This is a genomic window from Aliicoccus persicus, assembly GCF_900110815.1.
In the GTDB taxonomy this organism is placed as follows: Bacteria; Bacillota; Bacilli; order Staphylococcales; family Salinicoccaceae; genus Aliicoccus; species Aliicoccus persicus.
The window spans coordinates 83,067-106,097 of the sequence record NZ_FOIT01000001.1; the positions used below are offsets into that span (position 1 = coordinate 83,067).

Below are 23,031 nucleotides of genomic sequence, written 5' to 3' on the forward strand. Positions count from 1 at the left end.
GAATCGACAGAGTCGAGTAAGAGGCTCTACCATGCCAATGAGAATCGACAGAGTCGAGCAAGAGGCTCTACCATCCCAATGAGAATCGACAGAGTTACGATAACCCCGAGCCACCCCTAGAACCCCACAAAAACCCTGCCACAAAAACCCGACCACAAAAAACTACTCCCAAAAATACAAACAAAAAAAAGCAGATCCGAAGATCCGCCCACCACTCCAAAAATTTAAAATTCTATCTAATCTCAATCCCATCCACGTGCACCAACGCTGTTTCTACGCGATCTGCATCAATAAACAACAAATCAAACATGCCATCTTCGTGCAGGCGCTTGCCTTCTTTACAGAAGTAGGCGAAGAGGTTCGCACGCGTAGCATATGGAATCTCAACCGAATCACCCGTCAGGCTATCTGTGAACACAATCACTGCGTCTTCACCAGCATTCGGTTCTGTGTATTCTAAAAACGGTGCCAAAGGAATCGCGAATGTGCCGGTTGTTAATGCTTCTTTCTTACTTTTATATTGTTTTTCAGTTTTTAAAGTGGGTGGTTTTGATGCACCTTCAATGATGGAACGATTCCATTCGCGCGCGTCATCAAATGTGATGTCTTCTGCAGATAGGTTTTCACCTGATATATCTATTTTACGATCATCAAAAATCCATGTTGATGGATCTAATGTAATTTTAAACGCTACATTTCCCTGAACTTGTATAATCATTGTTCCTTACTCCTTTGTGTCAATATGCTTTAATTGTAACAGACGGAACACTTCCATCAAATAACAATGCACCAAACTAAAGGTATGCGTCAAATCACACTTTCTTACAATTCCATTGCCCCTGAAGGCATGTCATTACTTGCATTTTAATATGGTGTAATATAAAATTTAAGAGAGTTTAGGGAGGGGTGAGGCGATGTTGAAGAGTGAATCGTTAAAAGTCCAAGCGGTTGAACAGCTAGAGAAAGATGCGAATGCCATCATCCAATTAATTAAAGTCCAAATGGACAATTTGACAGCACCCCAATGTCCGGTTTTTGAGGAAGTGTTGGATACTCAAATGTTCGGGCTTTCAAAGGAGATTTCTTTTGCAGTCAAACTTGGCCTTATCGATAAAGACCACGGACGTGCAATATTGGATGAACTCGAACAAAAGGTTTCAGAAGTTCACGAAGCATACATGGCAACGGATAGAAAACAACCCAACTATAATGTGTCACGGTTGTTGAAAAAATAAATAGTGTGAGTAGTCTGGAGTCTAAAGCGGTGAGTCTTTGGACTTTTTTAAATGGAGGTGATAGTTTGGGACGAATCAATCAGTGGTTTACACGATTTAAAACACATATAAAACAGCTCGATTTATTATTAGTATTAGTATACATAGTACTCAGTTTGATTGGTTTGGTTGTGATTTATAGTGCGAGTATGGTCCCTTCACAACGTCTGCTTGACGCAACGCCAGACCATTATTTAATACGTCAACTGATATTTGTGACGCTTGGTTTAATTATTATTGCAATCATATACAACTTCATTCGACCGAGCTTGCTACAAAGCAGTAACTTTCAAATGGTGATGGTACTCTTCAGTATATTCATTATTTTATACACGTTCTTTTTTGGTACAGAAGTGAACGGTGAAAAGAACTGGATATATTTCGGCAGTATGGGAATACAGCCATCTGAATTTGTTAAAATCGTTGTGATTTTATATTTAGCACAGGTGTTCCATTCGCGGCGAAATAATCTCAGCTCGATAGATCAATTTTACGGACCAGCAGTCGTCATCGTTATTTTAACAGCTTCGGTCGTATTCCAAGATTTCGGTACTGGGGCAATTATTATTGCGATCGTCGGAGCAATCATCATGTTCTCAGGCATACCATTTAAATATATTGCATCGATTATCGGTGCCGGTGCAGCAGCGATAGCAGCAATACTTGGTGTCAATTATTTACGGACGGGTCAACTGCTTGATACATATCAAATGGGACGAATCCAAACATTTTTAAACCCGTTTGAAGATCCACTTTTCCAAGGCTATCAAATTACGAATTCATTGATTGCGATTTCTAGAGGTGGATTTACGGGTAGTGGCATTGGTGATGGTATTATGAAACTCGGTTACTTACCAGAAGCGCATACGGACTTTATCTTTGCAGTGCTCGCTGAGGAGTTTGGACTAATCGGCGTGCTAACAGTTATCGGACTATTCATGATACTCGTCTTCAAGTTATTGTTTTACGCGCTGCGTACACAAGTCATGTTTTACCGTATCGTACTCGCAGGTGTCGCTATTTACTTTGCTGCTCAAATTTTCTTAAACCTCGGTGGTATTTCTAAAGTGATCCCATTGACAGGTGTTCCATTGCCGCTCATCAGTGCAGGTGGTTCGTCATACTTAAGTTTTTCAATCGCATTTGGAATCGCCTTGGTCATCATTAAAGAAATCCGAAAACATGAACTAAAATAAAATCCCGCATGCTAGAAAATTAGCATACGGGATTTTTATCATCTTGCTCGAGTGATTAACATGATGTAGTAACATAGCACTGCGAAAGTCAACGTGATAAAGAGCGCGTGTAACAACGCGATGATTAAGTTCACTTGAGTGAAAATCATCAGTGCACCAGTCAAGGCTTGCAGTAAAATCATTATGCCAATCGCACCCCAACCATAAATGAGTACGCGATATTGGCTGTAGTGTCGGAACACATGGATAACGATAAAAATTAACCAGATAATTAATATTCCAGCGAACAATCTGTGACTCATCTGCACCCATTCAAAGAAATTAATCGGTATAATGCGGCCGGGCTGACAATGTGGCCATACCGTACAAGCGAGTTCTGAACCAGTGTGACGCACAAGTGCGCCGGTATATATGACGAAATAGATGTAAATCGTCACGTAAAAGATCTGATTGCGTAAAAAGCTATGTATACGTAAGCGACGTGCATCGAATTTTTGGTCGATTTCGAAAACGAGCAACGTCAATAGAAATACTGACGAGAAACTGATTAATGAAATACCAAAGTGTGCAGCAAGTGCAAAGTCGTTTTGACCCCATACAACTGCAGCAGCACCGATTAATGCTTGAGCTAAAATAAATCCGATACTCATGTAAATAAGAAAACGTGTTTCTTTTTTATGCGACATTTGTTTCCAAGCCATATAACAGAAAATTAAAACCAAAATGATAGCGATGCCGCTGACACCACGATGGGCGATTTCTATTATCGTATCGATTGGCCATTCACTTGGAATGAGCTGTCCGTGACAGAGCGGCCACGAAGTTCCACAGCCTTCACCTGACTCTGTTTTTGTGACGAGTGCGCCACCAATCTGTACAAAGATCATCATGACCGTTGTAATTACTGCAATTATTTTTAAACGTTTATACAATGGGGACACCTCAATTAATGATATGAAAGATACTTTCATGTATAGGAATGTTCCTTCTACACGGATATATGGTACTATTTAGTATGTATCTATTCTAGTGTAATTATAATAGAAGATTGTTACACAAAAGAGTGAAAGTTTGAATATATTATAACATTTATTCAATGATTAACACGTCTTTACAGAATATTGTCATTGTTTTGTATCTTTTTTACTATTTTCTATACAAATAAAAATAAAAACTTTGAGAAAGAGTAGAAAAAGTTTGCTAGATACATTAGAATTAAGATAAATGACCAAATTGAAAGGGGGCGTATAGATGCGAGAGGATGTATATGAAGCAAATGTACATCATGGTAAAAAAAATATTGATATTGCCAGTATACGGGCGTTGCTCAAGGACGGTATAATCAAAGCGAATTTGATCCCTGCTTTTGCTGCTGGATTTTTAGCAGTCATGATTCACGGTCTTTCATTTTTTGAAAATATTATTACATTACTTGTCATGGTTGTCGGAACGATGCTAGTTATCGGTGGTGTGTGTGCAATCAACAATTACTACGACCGAGACATCGACAGCGTTATGAAGTCGAAGCAGAACAGACCGAGTATTGATGGCACGTTTACAGGGCAGCAGATTTTAGCAATCGGATTTAGTCTGACGATTATTGGACTTGTGTTACTGTTCTTTATCAATATTACGACAGGTATTCTTGGTTTACTTGCAGCGTTTGGCTACGTTGTGTTGTATTCCATTTATACGAAGCGTCACTATGTCAGCAATACTGTGATTGGAGCACTTCCCGGTTCGATGCCACCGCTAATCGGATGGGCAGCGATTGATCCAAGTATTCACATATTGCCAATAGCAATGTTTCTGATGATGTTTGCATGGCAGCCACCTCATTTCTATGCCTTAGCTATCAAGCGTAGCGATGAGTATAGTCTAGCAGGTGTGCCGATGTTACCATCGGTTAAAGGAAATGCTCGAACACAGAAATCAATAGTGATGTGGATTGTGATCCTTGCACTAACTCCACTTTTGATGTTTAAACTGGGCATATGGTTTGTCGTCCTAACGACAATTCTCAATATTGTTTGGTTATACATTGCACTCAATGGATTCAAAACTGTTGAGAATTATAATAAATACGCAATGAAGGTATTTATTTTTTCATTAAATTACATTATCATTTTCTTTGTAATGATGATTGTAGCGGCACTGTTAATTTAATAATAGGGCAACAAACGAAAGGTAGGTTATTAAGAGATGAGAAATAGATTTAAAAATACCAAACTGGTCGGCTTGATGACTTTTATGTTAGTTTTTCTAGCCGCATGTGGACAGCCTGAGCTGAGTACATTAATTCCAGCAGGTGAAGTTGGTCAAGAACAGTTTGACCTCATGATGTTATCAGTTGCAATCATGACTCTAGTAGTCGTAGTCGTTGTAATTATGTTTACGATTGCAGTTGTTAAAAGTCGTAGAAGTAAACTCGGAGAGGACTTCAAACCGAAGCAAGTTGCAGGAAACCATACGTTAGAAGTTATCTGGACAACGATTCCGATTATCCTCATTATTATTCTTGCGATTCCGACAGTATACTTAGTTTTTAAACAAGCAGACGTTTCATCGGCGATCAGTCAAGACGGGCAAATTGCTGAAGATGAAATCGTCATCAATGTACGTGCATATCAATATTGGTGGGAGTTTGAATATCCGAACGAAGGTGTTGTAACATCACAAGACCTAGTTGTTCCAACAGATACACAAGTGTATTTCACACTACAGGGTACAGATGTTAAACACTCATTCTGGATTCCAGCAGCTGGTGGTAAACTTGATACGAACATCGATGGTATCAACCACTTCTATCTCGTATTCGATGACGATAAAGCTCAGGAAGCTGACCGTTTATTCTACGGTAAGTGTGCGGAGTTATGTGGACCATCTCACGCGCTTATGGACTTCAAAGTTAACGCATTACCAATGGATGAATACAACCAATGGTTAGCAGATATGAAAACGATGGAAGAGCCGCTTGAAGCAAGTGCTGATGATGCAATTGAAGGTCAAGAAATCTTCAATAACTCTTGTATTGCATGTCACGCAGTATCTCAAGGTGGCAACGCTGGTGCGCCAGGACCAAACTTGACGAACTTTGGTGACAGACATCTTATTGCTGGTTATTTAGAACATAACGAAGAAAACTTAAAAGCTTGGATTAGTGATCCAGAAAGCTTAAAGCCTGGTAACTTAATGTCAGGCACATATGATCTAACAGAAGAAGAAATTGAGAAAGTTGCCGCATATTTAATGGAACTTTCTGTTAAAGAAGGTTCTGGCGATGTTTCAGAAATTGAAGCGTTGAGAGAATCTGGTTCAGAAGATGAAGACACTGAGGAAGGAGGAGAAGAATAATGGCAGCAACTGCTCAAAAAAGAAGTGCTTGGTCAGTGATTTGGGATTATTTAACGACGGTTGACCATAAGAAAATTGCGATTTTATACCTAATGGGTGGTGGATTCTTCTTCCTACTCGGTGGTTTAGAAGCAATGCTTATCCGTATTCAGTTAGCTGTACCGAACAATGATTTCCTTAGCGCTGGTATGTTTAACCAAGTCATCACGATGCACGGTACAACGATGATCTTCCTGGCGGCAATGCCACTCTTAATCGCATTTATGAACGCGGTCGTACCATTACAAATTGGTGCGCGAGATGTTGCATTCCCGTTCTTGAACGCTTTAGGTTTCTGGGTATTCTTCTTTGGTGGTGTCTTCCTTAACCTTTCTTGGTTCTTAGGTGGCGCACCAGATGCAGGTTGGACATCTTACGCTTCACTTGCAATTGATTCACCAGGACACGGTGTAGACTTCTACGCCCTCGGTTTACAGATAACAGGTGCCGGTACGTTGATGACGGGTATTAACTTCGTTACAACAATTATTACAATGCGTGCACCAGGTATGACATTTATGAGAATGCCGCTGATGACATGGACAACTTTAGTTGCTGCTGTGTTGATCGTATTCGCATTCCCACCATTAACAATTGCTTTATTCTTACTGATTTTTGACCGCATGTTCGGTTCAAACTTCTTTATAGTCGAAGCGGGTGGTAACACAATAATTTGGGAACACTTCTTCTGGATCTTCGGACACCCTGAAGTGTATATCTTGATTTTACCGGCATTCGGTATTTTCTCAGAGATCTTCTCAATATTTGCGAGAAAACGACTATTCGGTTATTCATCAATGGTATTCGCAACAGTGCTCATCGGTTTCTTCGGTTTCATGGTTTGGGCACACCACATGTTTACAACTGGTTTAGGTGCAACTGCGAACGCAATCTTCGGTGTTGCAACGATGGCGATCGCTATACCAACCGGTATTAAAATATTCAACTGGATTCTAACTATTTGGGGCGGTAGTATTAAATTCACAACCCCGATGCTTTACGCACTTGCGTTCATACCATCATTTACGATGGGTGGGGTAACGGGTATCATGCTTGCAACAGTGCCGGCTGACTACCAGTTCCACGACACATATTTCGTCGTTGCACACTTCCACTACGTTATTGTTGGTGGTACGGTATTCGCAATATTAGCCGGGTTACACCTATACTGGCCATTAATGTTTAATACAATGCTAAATGAAAGATTAGGTAAATGGACATTCTGGTTATTCTTCACTGGTTTCCATTTAACATTCTTAATCCAACACTGGTTAGGTCTATGGGGTATGCCACGTCGTGTATTCACTTACTTAGACGGTCAGGGTTACAACTTAGCCAACATGGTTTCAACCATTGGGGCAGTGCTCATGGCAGTTGCAACACTTATACTTGCGTATAACATCGTGATGACAATTGTCCGTAACGAAAGAGTTGGTAAGGATCCATGGGGTGACGGCCGTACGTTAGAATGGTCATTGCCACTACCAGTACCTTATTACAACTTTGCACAAATACCACTTATTCGTGGTCTAGACGCATACCAAATTGAGAAAGAAGAAAACAACGGTGAAATGATTCCATCTGAACCATTAGATGATTTCCATATGCCGAATAATTCATTCATTCCATTTGTTATGTCATTCGGTTTATTTGTTACAGGATTCGGTGCATTGTACTTTGCATCTGGTAAAGATTGGGCAATTAACGCAGTAAGTAACATGCCAGTTCATGATTGGGCACTTTACGTATTAATTGCTGGATTAGCAATCACATTCATTTCTATGGGTGTACGTTCATGGAAAGATGATTTAGGGTATTACGTGAAGAAAGAGGAGCTTGAACGTGACTTAGCGGCTCTAGAAGAAGAAAGGGGTGCGAACTAATGGCTGAAATGAGATATAATGTTCCAGATAATCAATGGCCGGACCATCCCGAACGCGCGACGCTAGAAGGTAAAAACAAACAGCTTGGTTTCTGGGTGTTCCTTGGCGGTGAGACAGTTTTATTCGCATCACTCTTTGCAACATACTTGGCGTTAGAAAACTCTGTGCCAAGTGATGATCACTTGTTAACATATGATTTGTTCCAACTAGAACTTGCTTTCGTTATGACGATGTTCTTATTAACATCATCACTAACGAGTGTGTACGCTGTTTATCATATGAGAAACAATAACTTTGCGAAAATGCAAATTTGGTTAATCGTTACTGTGCTACTTGGTGCTGGATTCCTTGCGTTAGAGATATATGAGTTTAGTCACTTTGTGGAGCTCGGACATACCTTTAGATCAAGCGCATTTGCAAGTGCATTCTACTTCTTACTTGGTACGCACGGTTTCCACGTTGCAGTTGGTTTAGTATGGATTACATTGTTAATCTTAAGAAATGCGCGACGCGGTCTGAGTGTTTACACAGCTGCTAAAGTTAACACAGCTGCACTTTATTGGCACTTTATCGACGTTGTTTGGGTATTTATCTTCTCAATCGTTTACTTATTGGGGGTAATTTAATATGGCAGAGTTAAATCAAAAACCATTAACAGACGTCCAGTTAAAACAACGTAAACTAGAGCGTAAAATTGAAATGAGACACCATGTAACATCGTTCTCATTAATGATTTTCTTAACATTCGCAGCATTTGCTATGGTTGCATTAGAACTTGATCCGTTGATAATTACAGCGGCAGTCATTGTCATGGCATTGGTACAGGTCATCTTGCAGTTCTACTACTTCATGCACATGAAGGATAAAGGACATGGATTCATCCGATTATTCATGCTTGTCGGTATGTACTTCGCAATTGCATTCGTACTGTGCTACGTGCTTATTGTTTGGATCGGTCTACCAATCGGTTCAGTATAAGATGTTAGAGAATTATTAAATTTAGAGTATTTAGAGGCCAGTGCTTACTGGCCTCTTTTTTGATGATTCACAAGATTGTCATGAAGAAAGATTGTATATATACCAAAAAATTCATATAATAGTATTATCTGAATTAAAGGAAGTTTTATTAATGGAAAATTTATCATCAATCCGAATTTTCGGTTTTGTTGCAAACTGGAGTCCTTTTTTACTCGCATTAATTGTATTTTTTATCGTTGTTTATTTTCTATTAACTAAATTGTGGTATAAAGATATCGAAGGCGGACGCCCGTTAAAAGTATCGGAAGGCGTGTTCTTCGTCGCAGCAATGATTATTTTATATGCGATGAAAGGATCACCAGTCAACATTTTAGCGCACATATCATTTAGTTTTCACATGGTACAGATGGCGTTTGTTTATTTGTTGATGGCACCGATGATGTATTTTGCGATACCTGACTATTTACAGAAAGCATTTGTGAAATTACCGATTGCAAAGCAAGTGTTTAAAATTGGTAAAAAACCATTGCTAGCTTTAATTTTATTTGTCGGCGTATTTTCGGTATACCATATTCCCGTTGTACTTGATTTCTTAAAGACAGAGCCAACGATGCATACAAGCTTTGAAGTTCTATTATTTATTTTAGCGTTGCTCATGTGGTACCCAATGTTTAATAAAGTTGAACCACAAGAAGTACATATGGGTGGATTGTGGAAAATACTATATATTTTCGGAATCGGAATGTTGCTCACACCAGCATGTGGACTTATCATTTTTGCAACGACTCCAATGTATGCATCATATACAGATGGCGATGCTTGGTTAAAAGCGATGGAATTATGTGTACCGGTCGGTGTCTTGAATGGACTAGAAGGGTCTAGTGCATTAAGTGGACCACAATATTTCTTAAACTCAACAACGCTCGCTGACCAACAAACAGGTGGCGTCATCATGAAGATCTTACAAGAAGTATTCTTCAGTGCAATGTTAGTTTATATCTTTGTCAGATGGTTTAGAGAAGAGCGTAGCAATCCGGAAGAAACAACACGTAAAGATTTAGAACGTGTACAAAAACAAAGAGAACTCGAGAAGTTATATCGTTAAGATTATTTTAAAATTTAGGAGAAATGATCATGCCAATTATTCCAACGATTTGTACGTCATTAATTGTACTCAGTGCAATTTTTATGACAATCGGGATTAATCATATTAGAAAAAATGATATTCCAAATCACGAAAGATTTATGAAGTACGCAGCATGGTCAGCAATTGGATTTTTTATCCTCTATGTTTCACGTACAGCACTTGCAGGAAATACTTCATTTGGTGGACCAGAAGAACTCGTACCGTATTATACGACATTTTTAATCTTCCATATTGTTTTGGCGACGACAAGTGCATTTGTCGGTGGTTACCAAATCTACTTAGGAATGAACAAGAAAGATCCAAAGAAAATCGCACGTCACCGAAAATTGGGACGCATCGTTTACATTATGTGGATGTTCACAGCATTGACAGGCGTCATTGTCTACGTACTCCTCTATGTACTTTACACAGGCGAAACCGTATCGATGTGGGATGCAATATTTAATAACTAGATTTTGATTAGAACCACCGCCGGAGCTCTGAGCCTTCGGGGTGGTTTTTTGTTGGTTTGATTATGTAGTCTGGGATGGACCTGTTTTTTCTAGTGTTTTTGGGTGAGCCTGAGGATTATGTGGGTGCTATGCTTACTCAGGCTGTAATAGTAGGGTGAGTTAGCATGGATTTTAGTTTCGTGCTTACTCAGGCTGTAATAGTAGGGTGAGTTAGCATGGATTTTAGTTTCGTGCTTACTCAGGCTGTAATAGTAGGGTGAGTTAGCATGGATTTTAGTTTCGTGCTTACTCAGGCTGTAAAATCGTTGTGAGTGAGCACGAATGGGTTCTCGAGTGCCAATTCAAACTTAAAAAGTGACTTGAATTGGCAGCATTCTTTCATTCTTGCCAATTCAGACAGAAAATATAGCGTGAATTGGCAGATGTTTCATTTTCGTGTCAGTGAGCAAGTTTCATTGAAACGCAGATCAATCTGCGCGTCAGTGAGCAAGTTTCATTGGAACGCAAATCAATCTGCGTGTCAGTGAGCAAGTTTCATTGGAACGCAGATCAATCTGCGTGTCAGTGAGCGAGTTTCATTGGAACGCAGATCAATCTGCGTGTCAGTGAGGAAGTTTCATTGGAACGCAAACCAATCTGCGAGTCAGTGAGCCAGTTCCATTGGAACGCAGATCAATCTGCGCGTCAGTGAGCTACTCTCATTGGAACGCAAATCAATCTCAAATCAACAACCCCAGGTTAACCCAGCTCTTTATCCTCAAAACAAACAAAAAACCACAACGCAACTCAATGCGTTGTGGTAGAGCCAACCTCAAATTAAATTATACACGTAGTGTAGATAGATCCGCATGGATGTCGCGGATTTTTTGTACGGCATGATCGACAATGCGGTCTGGGAAGTGCTCGTCTTCACCGTATTCAATACCTGTTGGATAGTAGTGTTTACCCATGTATGGTTCCATCAATTGTAATGTTGCAGCGCGTGCGCCAACATCACCTTCGATTGAATATGCAGGGAATCTTAAATAGTAAATACCTTCTGGCACTTCGTATTTAAAGTCGAATGTCATGCGTTCGTAGTCCCAATGACCACCAAGTACAAGGCCATGTTTGTTCATGGTGTTGTGTAAAACTGCTTGTGGTACAACAAGCAATTCAATACCTGATTTTTCAAAAATCATGTGTCTTCCTCCTTAATCAATATCAATATAATTTTATGACAAATTCGTTGCCGTTGCAATCATCATTACAACTTTGAATTGGTTTACTATACACTTCAATATTATGATACCATATTATTAAGAGGTGAATGCGATGAATACGACAGAAACTATAGAAATACTTGATCAAATTGATGTCATTATCGACAAAATCAAACAGTCAGAGCCTTACGTTAATTTTGTAAAGCAGTCCATCATTCTCGAACAAGATAAAAATGCGCAAGCACTTATAATAGCATTCAATCGTTTAAAGGAAGACTTTGAAGAGGTTTCACGTTTCGGTAAGTATCACCCAGATTTTTCTGAGAAGCGTCGCGCATTAAACAAAGCGAAAAAGACTTTAGATATGAACGAATCAGTCATAGAGTTTAGACGTGCGGAATTCCAACTTCAAACCATGCTGGATACTGTATTGTATGAAGCTGGTATTGGGATTAGTCAACACGTCAATATAGTCAGTTCAAATCCATTGTTTGCAGTTGGAACTGGCGGCGGGTGTAGCACCGGTGGAAGTTGTGGGTGTTCGACAGCAAGCTAAAATAAAAACATTTGACCAAAAATCTCTGGTCAAATGTTTTTTAGTTCTAATACTAATTAATTGTTTTTTTTACATGTTCCGCCAAGCCTGGGAAGTCGGTGACGATTGTATGTGCACCATTATTGATCAAGCGTTCTATCTCATCTAAATCATTAATTGTCCAATAACCGACAACAACATTTAAGTTCGTTAAATACTGAATGAAATGTGCGTTATCGAGTCTAAGTGGACCAAAGTTTACTGGAATTTGATATGTCGTTGTATTTGGGTGATACAAGTGACCAAGACCGAATAGATACAAGAAGTAGCCTCTTCGAACTTCTTCTACTCCAGCACCTGTCGCGACTTTATTGCGGGCATGTAATTTAAATCGCTGGATTTGATTACCATAGAAGCTCGTGACGAGGATGCGTTCTTCGGCACCAAATTCTTTAATTAAGTCACTCAATATTTTCGGAACCAATTTACCCGCAATCGTGTCAGGATCATCTTTTATGTCGATGTTTATGAGCTGATTCGGGAACGTCTCAATCAGTTCTCGCAATGTTACGATTTTAGCAGTGTCGACATCACGGAAAATATAATTCCCATTCGCATCTTTAAAGTGGTAGCCAAAGTCGAGTTCTCGTAGTTCTTCTAGCGTCAAGTCACTCACTTTTCCACTTCCATTCGATGTACGGTCTACATATAGATCATGCATCACAACGATTTCTAAATCTTTCGTTAAGCGGATGTCGATCTCGAATCCACTTACACCTGCAGCGTCCGCATTGTTAAATGCGGCCATTGTATGTTCTGGTGCTTCTCCAGCTCCACCTCGGTGTGCAAAAATATACGGTCCTCGATGTTTGAAGTAGGGACGCAGTGGCTTGATTCGCACATCACTTCTCAAGCGAGTGAATACGTTAAAAGCGGTATAAACAATTGTTAGAAACACGATAAAATTACGCAATGCTTTCATGCTGTACCTCCTATTTAATATGTTCAATCAACGCTTTAAGTGTTATCATAAATTTAATATGAATATGTAAGGTGATTGAAATGATTCAAAAAAGAATCGGGATATACATTTATTATAAACATAATAAATTCATACGGCAGTTAAAACGATTTGGTCATTTGATATACGTCAACAAAAACCAACGTTATTTACTGACGTATATCAATGAAGAGGACCTAGACCATACATTAAATCAGTTAAATCAACTGAAATATGTGACAAAAGTGCTGACGAGCGAGTACAAAAATATTGCACGTACATATGAGAAAGAGGATTACGAAGCGAAGGATTACCGCGTCATTTAATTACAGCATATTTGGAATTAAATGATTGAGTCGCAAAATCCCAGTGATATATTGATAATATTGTTCAGGTTCGTAAAATTCATCTGGATGCTTCGTATCAAATGTCACGAGCTGTATGTCAGCATCTTTGAGCCATGATTTTATAAGGCTCAATTTTTTCTGTGGTTCACTCATTGAGATACCTTTGTAAATCGTATAGACCGCTTGAAAATGGTCGCGTGCAGGTTGCATGATGAGTAAAAATGTTGCGGGTGTTTCACCATGTGTGAGTAGAATGGCTTTATCGATGCGTGGTTTATTGTATTGAATGAGTTGTTCCAATTCGAAAATCTCGGCATATCCACGGCCGATCTCGATGTACTTTGGCATGTTATCATCTCCCAGCATCCATTTTAACAAATTTTGTCGTAGGTGATGACATGAGAATCATAAGTGGTAAATATAAATCTAAAAAAATTGAAACACTAAAAAGTAATGATACACGCCCTACAACCGATAAAGTGCGCGAGAACATCTTTAACATTCTCGGAACGATTGATGGCAGTGTCCTCGATTTATTTGCGGGGAGTGGCGCGCTTGGTATCGAGGCACTCTCTCGTGGTGCAACTGAGGCGGTATTTATTGATGGTGCGAAAGATGCAGTCAAAATGCTGTACGCCAACACTGAAGAAATGGATGAGGATATTCAAATTTTCAGAAATGATTACTTGCGTGCGCTAAAAGCACTCAAGAAACGCGAGCGTCAGTTTGATTATATTTTTGTTGATCCACCATATAACAAAGGATTGATCGATAAAGTGCTCGTTGCAATTTTATCGTGTGATGTATTAAAAAATGATGGGACAGTCATTGTGGAATCATCGAAAGATGAAGATTACAATGTCGGACCTCTGGTTAGTGTGAAAGATGTTGATTATGGCACGGTGCGTGTCAATATTTTAAGGGTAGGTGAGTGATGTGAAGAGGATTGCAGTTGTACCAGGCAGTTTTGATCCGATTACATATGGCCATTTAGATATTATCGAACGCTCGAGTAAAGTGTTCGATACGCTCTATGTTTCAGTATTAAAAAACTCTTCGAAACAAGGGTTGTTTGATGTCGAAGAGCGATTGGAATTGATACGAGAAACAACGAAGAATTTAGATAATGTTGAAGTCGTCAGTTTTAATGGATTGCTGATTGATTTTTGTCAGTCCGTCAACGCGCGTGCCATCATTCGTGGTCTGCGTGCCGTCAGTGACTTTGAGTACGAGATGCAGCTCACATCGATGAACCGCAAGCTCGATAGCTCAATAGAAACGATCTATATGATGACGAATAATAATTATTCATTCATCTCATCGTCTATTGTTAAAGAAGTGGCCAAATACAACGGTAAAGTCGAAGATGTCGTACCACCAGTCGTTGAAGCCGCACTTGCTAAAAAGTTTAATCACGAATGATGACCGGTGTGTTGAAGTCATTCTTGTCAACGCCCGTTACAGTATTGTAAATATCAGTCGCCATAATTTCTGGGGCAAAATAGTGTGCGTTCTGACGATTGACATTCGTTGCAATCGTCACGTCATTTTTAATCTTTTGTAAATAGTTTTGGCCGACTTTATTCATAGCGAGCGCACGCACGGCATGCGGAATCTCATAAGCTGCGAACTTGTCTTTAGTAATATTGAACAAGATGTACATCATCAGACGATTCAACCGCGTGCGCGTGTAGCGCTTTGTCTTCACAGCGTGCAAAAATTCATCATATGATGTCGCAACGCGAATGTGAGAAAGCAGGCGATGTTCGAGTCCTCCTTCCATCGTGTAAATCTTACGGAGAGAGTCCGCGTCATGCGTGAGAATAATTATTTTCAATATCGCAAACAACGCATTGTTGTCGGTTGGGCGCGCGATGTTGTCGAGCAGCTCACCCGGCATAAACTTGCGCGCCCGCTCCGCATCTCCAGAGAGAATGGCGTTGCGAATCGAAGTCGCGCTCGAGAATTTTTTGTCGCTGAGTGCGGGATCGTTGAACGCATTCCCAGACCGCTTGATCGTGAGTGGCGTGATGTGCGGTGCATATTGCTTGATCGCCTTCATATAGGAAAGGCCCAATATATTGTTGGCAGATAAAACATCTTCGCCGAGCGCTTCACTGACTGCGCGCGCATACGTATATCCGTCTTGCATGTAACTTTTAATGCGCGCGTCCGTCTCATCTTCGTCGAGCATGTTTAAAGCGTGCGAAAGCGTAGCGATACTACCAGACTCACTGCCAAAAATAATGTGTGACGCTTGCAGTTTATCAGCAATTTGAACTGCGCCAGCCCCAAAGTCATCCGCAAAGCTGATGGCATGATATAATGGGAGTTCGACGACGAGGTCCACATGCTTGATGACTTCAGCAGCTCGGGTGAACTTATCAGTAATCGCAATTTCACCACGCTGCGTAAATTGTCCGCTCATGATTGCAATCGTGACGTCGGGATTCGTCAGTTCATTTGATGATTCAATGTGGTAAATATGGCCGTTGTGGAACGGATTGTACTCTGTGATGAGAGCGTTGATAATCATCAGCAATGCCTCCTTAATAAGGGTACTATACCAAGATTTAGAAAATAAATCATGTTAAGAAAAAAACTTGACAGTTCAATCTATTTTGAGTAGAATATTCTTTGTGCTCCTAAGAGGTGAATGTAAATGAAATGGTCTTTATCACAGCTTAAAAAGTATACAAATCATTCTTTAGAGCTTGATGAGAAAGTTCAATTTAATGAAATTTCAAATCGTAGAGATGTTGTTTCCATTGGAGTCACGTCTGTTGGCGGAACGATGCATGTCGGTTCGACACGCGTCACGTTCAATCTGGACATCGAAACTTCGATTGTCATGCTGGATAGCAGAACGACAGAAGAGATAACTGTTCCAATATCCGTGCAGTCAACCGAAATCTTTGATGAATTACAGGACCCAGACGAAGAGTCAGATGACAACATTCATTTCGTTGATCATACAATTGACCTAACAGCAATTGTGAGAGAACTAATTGTGATCAGTATTCCGACGCAGTATACAAAGAGTGAAACTCTTGTAGAAAGTAGCGGGGAAAATTGGTCAGTAATTTCTGAAGAAGATCTTGAAAAAAGTTCTGAATCTGAAGAAAAAGCGATAGACCCAAGATTATCTAAATTACAATCACTATTCGGTGATGTAGAGAAGGAAAGTAAGGAGGATTAGTAATCATGGCAGTACCTAAAAGAAGAACCTCAAAAACACGTAAAAGAAAACGTCGTACGCATTTAAACTTATCTGTACCAGGAATGGTTGAATGTAAGAGCTGTGGCGAGATGAAATTGTCTCACCGCGTATGTAAGTCATGCGGAAGCTACAAAGGCGAAGACGTAGTCGCAAACTAATATTATTGAAGAATTGATTTGGAAACTCATTATGTATGGGTTTCTTTTTTTTTTGGTTGTAAGAGGCACGGTAGTGTGCCAATGAGAGTTGCTCACTGGCGTGCAAACGGATTTACGTGTCAATGAGAATCGCTCACTGGCATGCAAACGGATTTGACGGACTATGAGATGCGCTCACTGACGTGCAAATGGATTTGACAGACTATGAGGTACGCTCACTGGCGCGCAAATGGATTTGACGGACTATGAGATGCGCTCACTGACGTGCAAATGGATTTGACAGACTATGAGGTACGCTCACTGGCGCGCAAATGGATTTGACGGACTATGAGATGAGCTCACGGGCACGCAAATGGATTTGACGGACTATGAGACTCGCTCACTGGCGCGCAAATGGATTTGACGGACTATGAGATGTGCTCACGGACACGCAAACGGATTTATGACAATGAGAGTTACTCACGGATACGCAAACAGATTTTAAACATCCAAAATAGAAACCCCAAAATAAGCATCCCCCAAAAAACACCAGTCGCCCAGTCTCACAAGTTTGAATTCTTATCAAAAGATACTTATAATTTTACTTATACATAAAATTAACTGAGGTAATGTTATGAACTACGACTGTTTACAACTGAACACGGATCCAATGCTTCAAAGTTTCATCAATCGTGAAGCATCGACTCAAAAGTTTTACCAAAATTTAGAATTCAACCAATCATCAATCGATGAAGTGGCGAATCGCCCAGCGCACGATCATACTGAAGCGCTCGCCAACATCATCGAAGAGGAGATGGCACCGTTCGGCATCTCAAAAAAACAACAGGAGAACCTCAATAAATTAAAAAATAACCACAGAGTGATTATCGGCGGTCAGCAGGCTGGGTTACTCGTAAGTCCACAATATATTCTCCACAAAGTCTACACGACTTTTATCCTGCAAAAGGAAGTGAAGGAGAAGTATAACTACGATGCGGTGCCGGTGTTTTGGATTGCTGGTGAGGATCATGATTTCGAAGAGGTCAACCACACATACGTTTATGATAAGCAGCATAAACGTGTGAAGAAGGTGGCGTACAAGCCGAATTTAAATGTACCGATGAGTGTCGGCTTTTATGAATACGATAAAAAAGCGATGCGCAACACGTTTACTGAAATCATCAAGATGACGGGTGACTCGAAAATCCACAAATCGCTCATCAATGATATTTACGACATGATTGATGACAACACGTATTGGACGGAGCTATTCCATGCGATTGTTCATGCGCTGTTTAAAGATGAAGGTCTGCTCATCGTTAATAGTCACTCAAAAGCAATTCGTGCGCTTGAACAGCCGTTCTTCGAACGTTTAATCAATGAATCTGAACAAATCGATCAAGCGTTTCGCACGGGTCAAGACGACTTCAATAAAGAAACAAACACGAATCCGACGATTGAAACGGATACGGATATGCATCTGTTTATCAATGCAACGACAAACAGGGAACTTGTCTCGTCAACTACACACGATAATCAAGAGCTCCTCAAGCTGCTAAAAGATTCACCTCATGAGTTCAGCAACAATGTTGTGACCCGACCGATCATGCAAGAGATGTTGTTCAACACGCTGATGTTTGTTGGCGGTGGGGCAGAAGTGAAATATTGGGGTGAGATATATAAAGTGTTTGAGTATCTTGATATGCCGATGCCAATCATCATGAAGCGCATGGAGTTCATGTATACGACGGAGTCGACGACGCGTTATTTACAAGATAATGACCTGACGATCGGTAATGATTTAAAGCAACGAGTCGCGTCAAAAAAACAGGCAATCATCAAAAAAGAAATCGACAACAACGTCATCAAGGCGATCGAAGATATTCGCGAGGGGATCACGTCGCTATACGTGCCGTTGCATAAATCAATCGACAAAGAAAAGGAATCACTCGTTAAATCCAACGAAGAAAACCAATTAAAGCAGCTCGATTATTTAGAGCGACGCTACAAACTGGAACAGAAGCGTAAAGTACGCAAAGAGCTCAACAAACTGGATTCTATTTGTGATCTTTTGTTCCCGCTCTCCACTTTACAGGAAAGAAAATACCATATGTTCGAAATGACGAACAAAATGTGGGAAATTCCCCCACTTTCTTATACGACAGACTTAGTTCTAATAAAAACCTTATAAAATCAACAACAGCGCCACTTATCTGACTTTCAGATAGGTGGCGCTTTTTTTATTTCCAATAAAATTTCTCTAAATTTGTGGAAATGTGTGGAGGATTGTGGGGAGTTGTGGTAAATTAGTTACTAAGAAGAGGGGGTGGCAAATATGTTTATGGGCGAATTCCAACAAAAATTGGATACGAAGGGCCGCATGATTATCCCGAGCAAGTTTCGTGAGTCGCTGACTGAACAATTTGTCATCACGCGAGGCCTTGATAAGTGTTTGTTCGGCTATACGATGGACGAATGGGCAAAGATCGAGGAAAAGATGAAAACTCTTCCGTTAACAAAAAAAGATGCGCGTAAATTTATGCGTATATTCTTCTCTGGTGCAACAGTTGTCGAAATGGACAAGACCGGAAGAATTAACATTCCAGCAAACTTAAGAGAATATGCAACGTTATTAAAAGATTGTGTCGTTATCGGTGTATCAAGCCGCATTGAAATTTGGGCAGAAGAAGAATGGCAATCATTCTATTCGGATTCTGAAGATAACTTTGAGGATATTGCAGAAGACTTAATCGATTTTGAATTATAGGAGGTCAGCGATGTTTAAGCATGAGACAGTTTTGTTAGATGAATCAGTTGAAGGCTTAAATATTAAGCCTGACGGTATATATGTCGATGCGACGCTCGGTGGTGGCGGGCATTCTAAAGCAATACTCGATAAACTCACGACTGGCCGTTTGATCAGCTTCGACCAAGACGATATAGCTATTGAAAATGCGAAAGAGAAACTTGGGGATTACGAAAACCTTACACTCGTGCATGACAACTTTGAATTCCTCGGACATGCACTCGACAAACTCGGTATCGATAAAGTAGATGGCGTACTGTATGACCTCGGTGTATCGAGTCCTCAACTCGATATGACGGAGCGTGGTTTTAGTCACTCTAAAGAAGCGCGTCTTGATATGCGTATGGATCGTAGGCAGCACCTTGACGCATATGAGGTCGTCAACAATTACAGCTATGAAGAACTTGTATCCATCTTTTTCCGTTACGGAGAAGAGAAATTTTCTAAACAAATTGCACGTGAAATTGAACGTGTCAGACAGATAAAACCCATCGAAACAACAACAGAATTAACAGAGATTATCAAATCAAAAATTCCACAAAAATTTAGACGCACGGGTGGCCACCCAGCCAAGCGTGTTTACCAGGCGATTCGAATTGCGGTGAATGATGAGCTCGGTGTATTTGAACGTTCACTAGAAGATGCCATCGACCGACTGAACAAGCATGGTCGCGTGGCAGTGATCACATTCCATTCATTAGAAGATCGCATATGTAAACAAATGTTTATGGAATATGAAAAAGGTCCGGATTTACCAAAGAACTTACCGTTCATACCCGATGATTATCAAATTACATTAAAACGCGTGAATCGCAAACCAATCACTGCATCTGAATATGATCTAGAACATAACCCGAGAGCACGGAGTGCACGGCTAAGAATTGCAGAAAAACAAATTTAACGAGAGATAGAAAAGAGTGATATTATGGCAATGAGAGAACCGCATCAAGCGTATCAACAATGGAATACTGCACCCCAAACAGCACCCGATCGTAGACAACAACCAAGACCTGCGACGAAAACTGTAAAGATTCAAAGAAATGTCGGTTTATCCATGATGGAATTGTTCGTTTACGCAGCGCTTGTTGTAACGATTGCGATATCATTACTTTTTGTGCTATCTTTAAAATCGGAAAGCTTCACGATGCAAGCAGAGAAGACAGCGCTAGAGAATGAAATTTATATGACGCAAGGTGAAATTACAGAACTTGAAACGGAAGTGAATCACCTAGCAAGTCATGAACGTATTTATGATAAGGCGAATGAACTCGGACTGACAATGAATAACAGTAATATAAGGGTTGTTGAGAAAAATGAGTAAATCGAATTTAAAACAACGCAAAAAGAAACTAAATGTTGGAGCGCTCCTCGTAACCTTGGGTATCGGAGCGTTTTTTTTAGTTCTTATCGTTCAATACACAATCCTCATGACGACACAATCGCTCAATGATGAGGATTTAATCGCGCACGGGGAAGCGAAGTATTTGCGTGTCGCAATTAATGAGGCGGACCGTGGTAATATCGTCGATCGCAACGGTAACGTGCTTGCCAGCGACATGGTGACTTACAACGCTGCGGTCATTACGGATGAAGCTTATTTAGACGAGCCGTTAGACATAGACACAGTTTCTCGTCAACTGTCTGACATCATCGAGCTGGATTACGAAGAAGTGAGAGAGACAATTGAATATGGTGTAGAAAATTCACGCTTCCAAGTAGAGTTCGGTACGGCCGGTAGAAATCTTACATATAATGAAAAGCGCGCTCTTGAAGATGCGAACATCCAAGGGCTTGTATTAGAACAGGATAAACGCCGCTTTTATCCGAATGGTGACTTCGCTTCAAACTTGATTGGGCTTGCTGAAAAGAATAGTCAGACGAATCATCTCGTTGGTCAGATGGGCATTGAAGCAGCGTTTGATGATTATTTAATCGGTACAGATGGCCGCATCGACTTTACTCAAGATCTTTGGAACTATGTCGTGCCAAATTCGGACACGGCGAGTGAAGCACATGATGGACATACGGTAAAATTGACGATTGATTCAAACATTCAGTTATTTTTAGAAGATTCACTCGATGAAATGGATGAGCACTTCGAACCAGAAGCAGTGTTTGCGACGGTGATGGATGCAAAGACAGGTGAGATACTAGCGACGGGGCAGCGCCCTTCATTTAATCCGGATACACGCGAAGGATTGGACCAGTCATGGTCGAATGTGTTGTATCAAACTGCATTTGAGCCGGGTAGTACATTTAAAATATTTGGACTCGCTGCAGCGATCGATGCCGGTGAGTATGACCCAGATGACACGGTACGAACAGGATCGTTTGCCGTTGGAGACACTGTTATCAATGACTGGGATCCCGATGGTTGGGGTACTTTATCGTATAACGAAGCGATGCAATATTCATCGAACGCACTGATGATGACGCTGCAAGATCGAGTTGGTACTGACGAGATGCTCGAGTACTATCAAGACTTCGGGTTCGGACAAACGACAGACTCTGAATTTTTAAACGAAGCTGCTGGTATTATTAACTGGCAATACGAACTCGATAAAAAATCCGTATCATTCGGACAAAGTATTACGGTTACTCCAATCCAAATGATGCAAGGCGCGACTGCGATTTTTAACGATGGTATGATGAAAAAACCATATGTTGTGAAATCAGTAACAGATTCAGACAGTGGGGAAGTTGTCTATGAAGGTCAGGAGACTGAAGTAAGACAGGTGATTTCAGAGGAAGCGGCAGCGGAGACGATTAAAGAGTTAAACACGATGGTGGATGGTTCCACGAATCGTAACCGTGCATTTATGATTGATGATTATACAGTGAGTGGGAAAACAGGAACTGCACAAATCATCGATGAGGAGAATGGTGGTTACCTGTTTGGTGACTATCAATATCTCACGTCGTTTATGGGTTACGCACCCGTTGAAGATCCAGAAATTGTCGTCTATTATGTGCTGCGTCTACCGACAGAAAATCAATCCGATGCCTGGGATTACGGTGTGTCTCTTGGATTTACTTCTGTAACAGAACGCACGCTTAAATATTTAGATGCCAATGAAGCGTCGGATACGAACTTCGTCAATGTCGATGATGTGCGTGATTTCACCGGATTAAATGTTGAAAATCTTAAAAGTGAATTTTCACACAGAGAAGAGAAAAATGTTATTATTGGTGATGGTACAGAAGTCGTTGATCAGTATCCGAAATCCGGTAAATTATACGGGTTTGAGCATTTCTTTATTCTGACGGATGGTGCAAAGACCATGCCGGACTTTACCGGTGTATCAAAGCGTGATATGTATGCACTAGCTGAAATGTTAAACATCGACCTATCGATGAATGGAGAAGGGTACGTGTCGAGTCAATCGATCGAAGCTGGAACTGTCATTGATGAAGATACAACGCTCGAAGTTACTTTACAATCTGATTATCAAAACTAGGAG

26 protein-coding genes are annotated in these 23,031 nt (G+C 40.5%); 20 read left to right on the forward strand and 6 right to left on the reverse strand.

Features of this window, described 5'->3' with window-relative positions; translation table 11 throughout:
- Positions 1–232: 232 nt before the first annotated feature.
- Positions 233–718, reverse strand: coding sequence for a hypothetical protein (locus BMW30_RS00360; RefSeq protein ID WP_091472651.1), 486 nt, complete (start codon positions 716–718; stop codon positions 233–235).
- A gap of 196 nt (positions 719–914) precedes the next feature.
- Here BMW30_RS00360 and BMW30_RS00365 point away from each other — a divergent pair, with 196 nt between their 5' ends.
- Together BMW30_RS00365 and BMW30_RS00370 are read left to right on the forward strand one after the other, a co-directional pair.
- Positions 915–1,235, forward strand: coding sequence for an Fpa/YlaN family protein (locus BMW30_RS00365; RefSeq protein ID WP_091472654.1), 321 nt, complete (start codon positions 915–917; stop codon positions 1,233–1,235).
- A gap of 65 nt (positions 1,236–1,300) precedes the next feature.
- On the forward strand, positions 1,301–2,470 hold the full coding sequence (locus BMW30_RS00370; protein WP_180366164.1) for an FtsW/RodA/SpoVE family cell cycle protein: 1,170 nt from the start codon (positions 1,301–1,303) through the stop codon (positions 2,468–2,470).
- Between the two features lie 38 nt (positions 2,471–2,508).
- Here BMW30_RS00370 and BMW30_RS00375 read toward each other — a convergent pair whose 3' ends face one another.
- Positions 2,509–3,411 (reverse strand): COX15/CtaA family protein, encoded by a 903-nt coding sequence (locus BMW30_RS00375; protein WP_281242134.1) that lies wholly within the window; start codon positions 3,409–3,411, stop codon positions 2,509–2,511.
- A gap of 310 nt (positions 3,412–3,721) precedes the next feature.
- Here BMW30_RS00375 and cyoE point away from each other — a divergent pair, with 310 nt between their 5' ends.
- The 7 genes from cyoE (at position 3,722) to BMW30_RS00410 (ending at position 10,323) form a co-directional block, all read left to right on the forward strand.
- The gene (cyoE, locus tag BMW30_RS00380) at positions 3,722–4,636 is read left to right on the forward strand and encodes a heme o synthase (RefSeq protein ID WP_091472667.1); all 915 of its coding nucleotides are present in this window, start codon (positions 3,722–3,724) and stop codon (positions 4,634–4,636) included.
- Positions 4,637–4,672: 36 nt separating this feature from the next.
- The gene (gene coxB / locus BMW30_RS00385; protein WP_091472670.1) at positions 4,673–5,824 is read left to right on the forward strand and encodes a cytochrome c oxidase subunit II; all 1,152 of its coding nucleotides are present in this window, start codon (positions 4,673–4,675) and stop codon (positions 5,822–5,824) included.
- Entirely contained in the window at positions 5,824–7,746 is a 1,923-nt protein-coding gene (locus BMW30_RS00390) for a cytochrome c oxidase subunit I (RefSeq protein WP_091472673.1), read from the forward strand. Before coxB ends, BMW30_RS00390 begins: the two co-directional genes overlap by 1 nt.
- Complete coding sequence (locus tag BMW30_RS00395; protein ID WP_091472674.1) at positions 7,746–8,372, forward strand: cytochrome (ubi)quinol oxidase subunit III; 627 nt, start codon at positions 7,746–7,748, stop codon at positions 8,370–8,372. The genes BMW30_RS00390 and BMW30_RS00395 overlap by 1 nt, the downstream gene beginning before the upstream one ends.
- 1 nt (position 8,373) lies before the next feature.
- Positions 8,374–8,724 (forward strand): cytochrome C oxidase subunit IV family protein, encoded by a 351-nt coding sequence (locus tag BMW30_RS00400; RefSeq protein WP_091472676.1) that lies wholly within the window; start codon positions 8,374–8,376, stop codon positions 8,722–8,724.
- Between the two features lie 151 nt (positions 8,725–8,875).
- Positions 8,876–9,829 carry a cytochrome c oxidase assembly factor CtaG gene (gene ctaG, locus BMW30_RS00405; RefSeq protein ID WP_091472678.1) on the forward strand — a complete coding sequence of 318 codons (954 nt, stop codon included), beginning with the start codon at positions 8,876–8,878 and terminating at the stop codon, positions 9,827–9,829.
- A 29-nt stretch (positions 9,830–9,858) separates the two neighbouring features.
- On the forward strand, positions 9,859–10,323 hold the full coding sequence (locus BMW30_RS00410; RefSeq protein ID WP_091472681.1) for a DUF420 domain-containing protein: 465 nt from the start codon (positions 9,859–9,861) through the stop codon (positions 10,321–10,323).
- Positions 10,324–11,144: 821 nt separating this feature from the next.
- Here the strand turns inward: BMW30_RS00410 and BMW30_RS00415 are convergent.
- The gene (locus BMW30_RS00415) at positions 11,145–11,504 is read right to left on the reverse strand and encodes a YugN family protein (protein ID WP_091472682.1); all 360 of its coding nucleotides are present in this window, start codon (positions 11,502–11,504) and stop codon (positions 11,145–11,147) included.
- 133 nt (positions 11,505–11,637) lie between these two features.
- Between BMW30_RS00415 and BMW30_RS00420 the strand changes: the two genes are divergently transcribed.
- Entirely contained in the window at positions 11,638–12,081 is a 444-nt protein-coding gene (locus tag BMW30_RS00420) for a YlbF/YmcA family competence regulator (RefSeq protein ID WP_091472684.1), read from the forward strand.
- A 52-nt stretch (positions 12,082–12,133) separates the two neighbouring features.
- On the opposite strand, the gene BMW30_RS00425 is transcribed toward BMW30_RS00420, so the two are convergent.
- Entirely contained in the window at positions 12,134–13,042 is a 909-nt protein-coding gene (locus BMW30_RS00425; RefSeq protein ID WP_091472686.1) for a glycerophosphodiester phosphodiesterase family protein, read from the reverse strand.
- An 80-nt stretch (positions 13,043–13,122) separates the two neighbouring features.
- Here BMW30_RS00425 and BMW30_RS00430 point away from each other — a divergent pair, with 80 nt between their 5' ends.
- Positions 13,123–13,386 (forward strand): DUF2129 domain-containing protein, encoded by a 264-nt coding sequence (locus BMW30_RS00430; protein WP_091472688.1) that lies wholly within the window; start codon positions 13,123–13,125, stop codon positions 13,384–13,386.
- On the opposite strand, the gene BMW30_RS00435 is transcribed toward BMW30_RS00430, so the two are convergent.
- Positions 13,387–13,755: a DUF7147 family protein gene (locus BMW30_RS00435; RefSeq protein WP_091472690.1), complete on the reverse strand. Its 369-nt coding sequence runs from the start codon at positions 13,753–13,755 to the stop codon at positions 13,387–13,389. It abuts the gene before it with no gap.
- A gap of 50 nt (positions 13,756–13,805) precedes the next feature.
- On the opposite strand from BMW30_RS00435, the gene rsmD reads away from it, so the two are divergent.
- The gene (gene rsmD, locus BMW30_RS00440; RefSeq protein WP_091472691.1) at positions 13,806–14,342 is read left to right on the forward strand and encodes a 16S rRNA (guanine(966)-N(2))-methyltransferase RsmD; all 537 of its coding nucleotides are present in this window, start codon (positions 13,806–13,808) and stop codon (positions 14,340–14,342) included.
- Position 14,343: 1 nt separating this feature from the next.
- Entirely contained in the window at positions 14,344–14,829 is a 486-nt protein-coding gene (coaD, locus tag BMW30_RS00445; protein WP_091472693.1) for a pantetheine-phosphate adenylyltransferase, read from the forward strand.
- On the opposite strand, the gene BMW30_RS00450 is transcribed toward coaD, so the two are convergent.
- A complete protein-coding gene (locus BMW30_RS00450; protein WP_091472695.1) occupies positions 14,816–15,943 on the reverse strand; it encodes a nucleotidyltransferase in 1,128 nt (375 codons plus the stop codon). The two genes, coaD and BMW30_RS00450, sit on opposite strands and share 14 nt — an antisense overlap.
- A gap of 126 nt (positions 15,944–16,069) precedes the next feature.
- Here BMW30_RS00450 and BMW30_RS00455 point away from each other — a divergent pair, with 126 nt between their 5' ends.
- The 7 genes from BMW30_RS00455 (at position 16,070) to BMW30_RS00485 (ending at position 23,028) form a co-directional block, all read left to right on the forward strand.
- Positions 16,070–16,606, forward strand: a complete 537-nt coding sequence (locus BMW30_RS00455; protein WP_091472697.1) for a YceD family protein — start codon at positions 16,070–16,072, stop codon at positions 16,604–16,606.
- Between the two features lie 5 nt (positions 16,607–16,611).
- Complete coding sequence (gene rpmF, locus BMW30_RS00460) at positions 16,612–16,785, forward strand: 50S ribosomal protein L32 (RefSeq protein WP_091472698.1); 174 nt, start codon at positions 16,612–16,614, stop codon at positions 16,783–16,785.
- A 613-nt stretch (positions 16,786–17,398) separates the two neighbouring features.
- On the forward strand, positions 17,399–18,955 hold the full coding sequence (gene bshC, locus BMW30_RS00465) for a bacillithiol biosynthesis cysteine-adding enzyme BshC (protein WP_091472699.1): 1,557 nt from the start codon (positions 17,399–17,401) through the stop codon (positions 18,953–18,955).
- A gap of 144 nt (positions 18,956–19,099) precedes the next feature.
- Positions 19,100–19,531 (forward strand): division/cell wall cluster transcriptional repressor MraZ, encoded by a 432-nt coding sequence (gene mraZ / locus BMW30_RS00470; protein WP_091472701.1) that lies wholly within the window; start codon positions 19,100–19,102, stop codon positions 19,529–19,531.
- Between the two features lie 10 nt (positions 19,532–19,541).
- Entirely contained in the window at positions 19,542–20,471 is a 930-nt protein-coding gene (gene rsmH, locus BMW30_RS00475) for a 16S rRNA (cytosine(1402)-N(4))-methyltransferase RsmH (RefSeq protein ID WP_091472704.1), read from the forward strand.
- 24 nt (positions 20,472–20,495) lie between these two features.
- Complete coding sequence (ftsL, locus tag BMW30_RS00480) at positions 20,496–20,891, forward strand: cell division protein FtsL (protein WP_245705597.1); 396 nt, start codon at positions 20,496–20,498, stop codon at positions 20,889–20,891.
- The gene (locus BMW30_RS00485) at positions 20,884–23,028 is read left to right on the forward strand and encodes a penicillin-binding transpeptidase domain-containing protein (RefSeq protein ID WP_091472706.1); all 2,145 of its coding nucleotides are present in this window, start codon (positions 20,884–20,886) and stop codon (positions 23,026–23,028) included. Before ftsL ends, BMW30_RS00485 begins: the two co-directional genes overlap by 8 nt.
- Positions 23,029–23,031 lie beyond the last annotated feature (3 nt).

Excerpts from the sequence above, each read along its gene's own strand:
- BMW30_RS00430 (WP_091472688.1), top strand. The coding sequence starts at position 13,123 with ATGATTCAAAAAAGAATCGGGATATACATTTATTATAAACATAATAAA.
- mraZ (WP_091472701.1), top strand. The coding sequence starts at position 19,100 with ATGTTTATGGGCGAATTCCAACAAAAATTGGATACGAAGGGCCGCATG.
- BMW30_RS00425 (WP_091472686.1), bottom strand. The coding sequence starts at position 13,042 with ATGAAAGCATTGCGTAATTTTATCGTGTTTCTAACAATTGTTTATACC.
- BMW30_RS00365 (WP_091472654.1), top strand. The coding sequence starts at position 915 with ATGTTGAAGAGTGAATCGTTAAAAGTCCAAGCGGTTGAACAGCTAGAG.
- ftsL (WP_245705597.1), top strand. The coding sequence starts at position 20,496 with ATGGCAATGAGAGAACCGCATCAAGCGTATCAACAATGGAATACTGCA.
- BMW30_RS00400 (WP_091472676.1), top strand. The coding sequence starts at position 8,374 with ATGGCAGAGTTAAATCAAAAACCATTAACAGACGTCCAGTTAAAACAA.
- BMW30_RS00420 (WP_091472684.1), top strand. The coding sequence starts at position 11,638 with ATGAATACGACAGAAACTATAGAAATACTTGATCAAATTGATGTCATT.
- rsmD (WP_091472691.1), top strand. The coding sequence starts at position 13,806 with ATGAGAATCATAAGTGGTAAATATAAATCTAAAAAAATTGAAACACTA.
- BMW30_RS00360 (WP_091472651.1), bottom strand. The coding sequence starts at position 718 with ATGATTATACAAGTTCAGGGAAATGTAGCGTTTAAAATTACATTAGAT.
- BMW30_RS00415 (WP_091472682.1), bottom strand. The coding sequence starts at position 11,504 with ATGATTTTTGAAAAATCAGGTATTGAATTGCTTGTTGTACCACAAGCA.
- BMW30_RS00485 (WP_091472706.1), top strand. The coding sequence starts at position 20,884 with ATGAGTAAATCGAATTTAAAACAACGCAAAAAGAAACTAAATGTTGGA.
- coxB (WP_091472670.1), top strand. The coding sequence starts at position 4,673 with ATGAGAAATAGATTTAAAAATACCAAACTGGTCGGCTTGATGACTTTT.
- BMW30_RS00435 (WP_091472690.1), bottom strand. The coding sequence starts at position 13,755 with ATGCCAAAGTACATCGAGATCGGCCGTGGATATGCCGAGATTTTCGAA.
- BMW30_RS00395 (WP_091472674.1), top strand. The coding sequence starts at position 7,746 with ATGGCTGAAATGAGATATAATGTTCCAGATAATCAATGGCCGGACCAT.
- BMW30_RS00455 (WP_091472697.1), top strand. The coding sequence starts at position 16,070 with ATGAAATGGTCTTTATCACAGCTTAAAAAGTATACAAATCATTCTTTA.
- BMW30_RS00410 (WP_091472681.1), top strand. The coding sequence starts at position 9,859 with ATGCCAATTATTCCAACGATTTGTACGTCATTAATTGTACTCAGTGCA.
- BMW30_RS00390 (WP_091472673.1), top strand. The coding sequence starts at position 5,824 with ATGGCAGCAACTGCTCAAAAAAGAAGTGCTTGGTCAGTGATTTGGGAT.
- bshC (WP_091472699.1), top strand. The coding sequence starts at position 17,399 with ATGAACTACGACTGTTTACAACTGAACACGGATCCAATGCTTCAAAGT.
- rsmH (WP_091472704.1), top strand. The coding sequence starts at position 19,542 with ATGTTTAAGCATGAGACAGTTTTGTTAGATGAATCAGTTGAAGGCTTA.
- rpmF (WP_091472698.1), top strand. The coding sequence starts at position 16,612 with ATGGCAGTACCTAAAAGAAGAACCTCAAAAACACGTAAAAGAAAACGT.
- BMW30_RS00450 (WP_091472695.1), bottom strand. The coding sequence starts at position 15,943 with ATGATTATCAACGCTCTCATCACAGAGTACAATCCGTTCCACAACGGC.
- ctaG (WP_091472678.1), top strand. The coding sequence starts at position 8,876 with ATGGAAAATTTATCATCAATCCGAATTTTCGGTTTTGTTGCAAACTGG.
- cyoE (WP_091472667.1), top strand. The coding sequence starts at position 3,722 with ATGCGAGAGGATGTATATGAAGCAAATGTACATCATGGTAAAAAAAAT.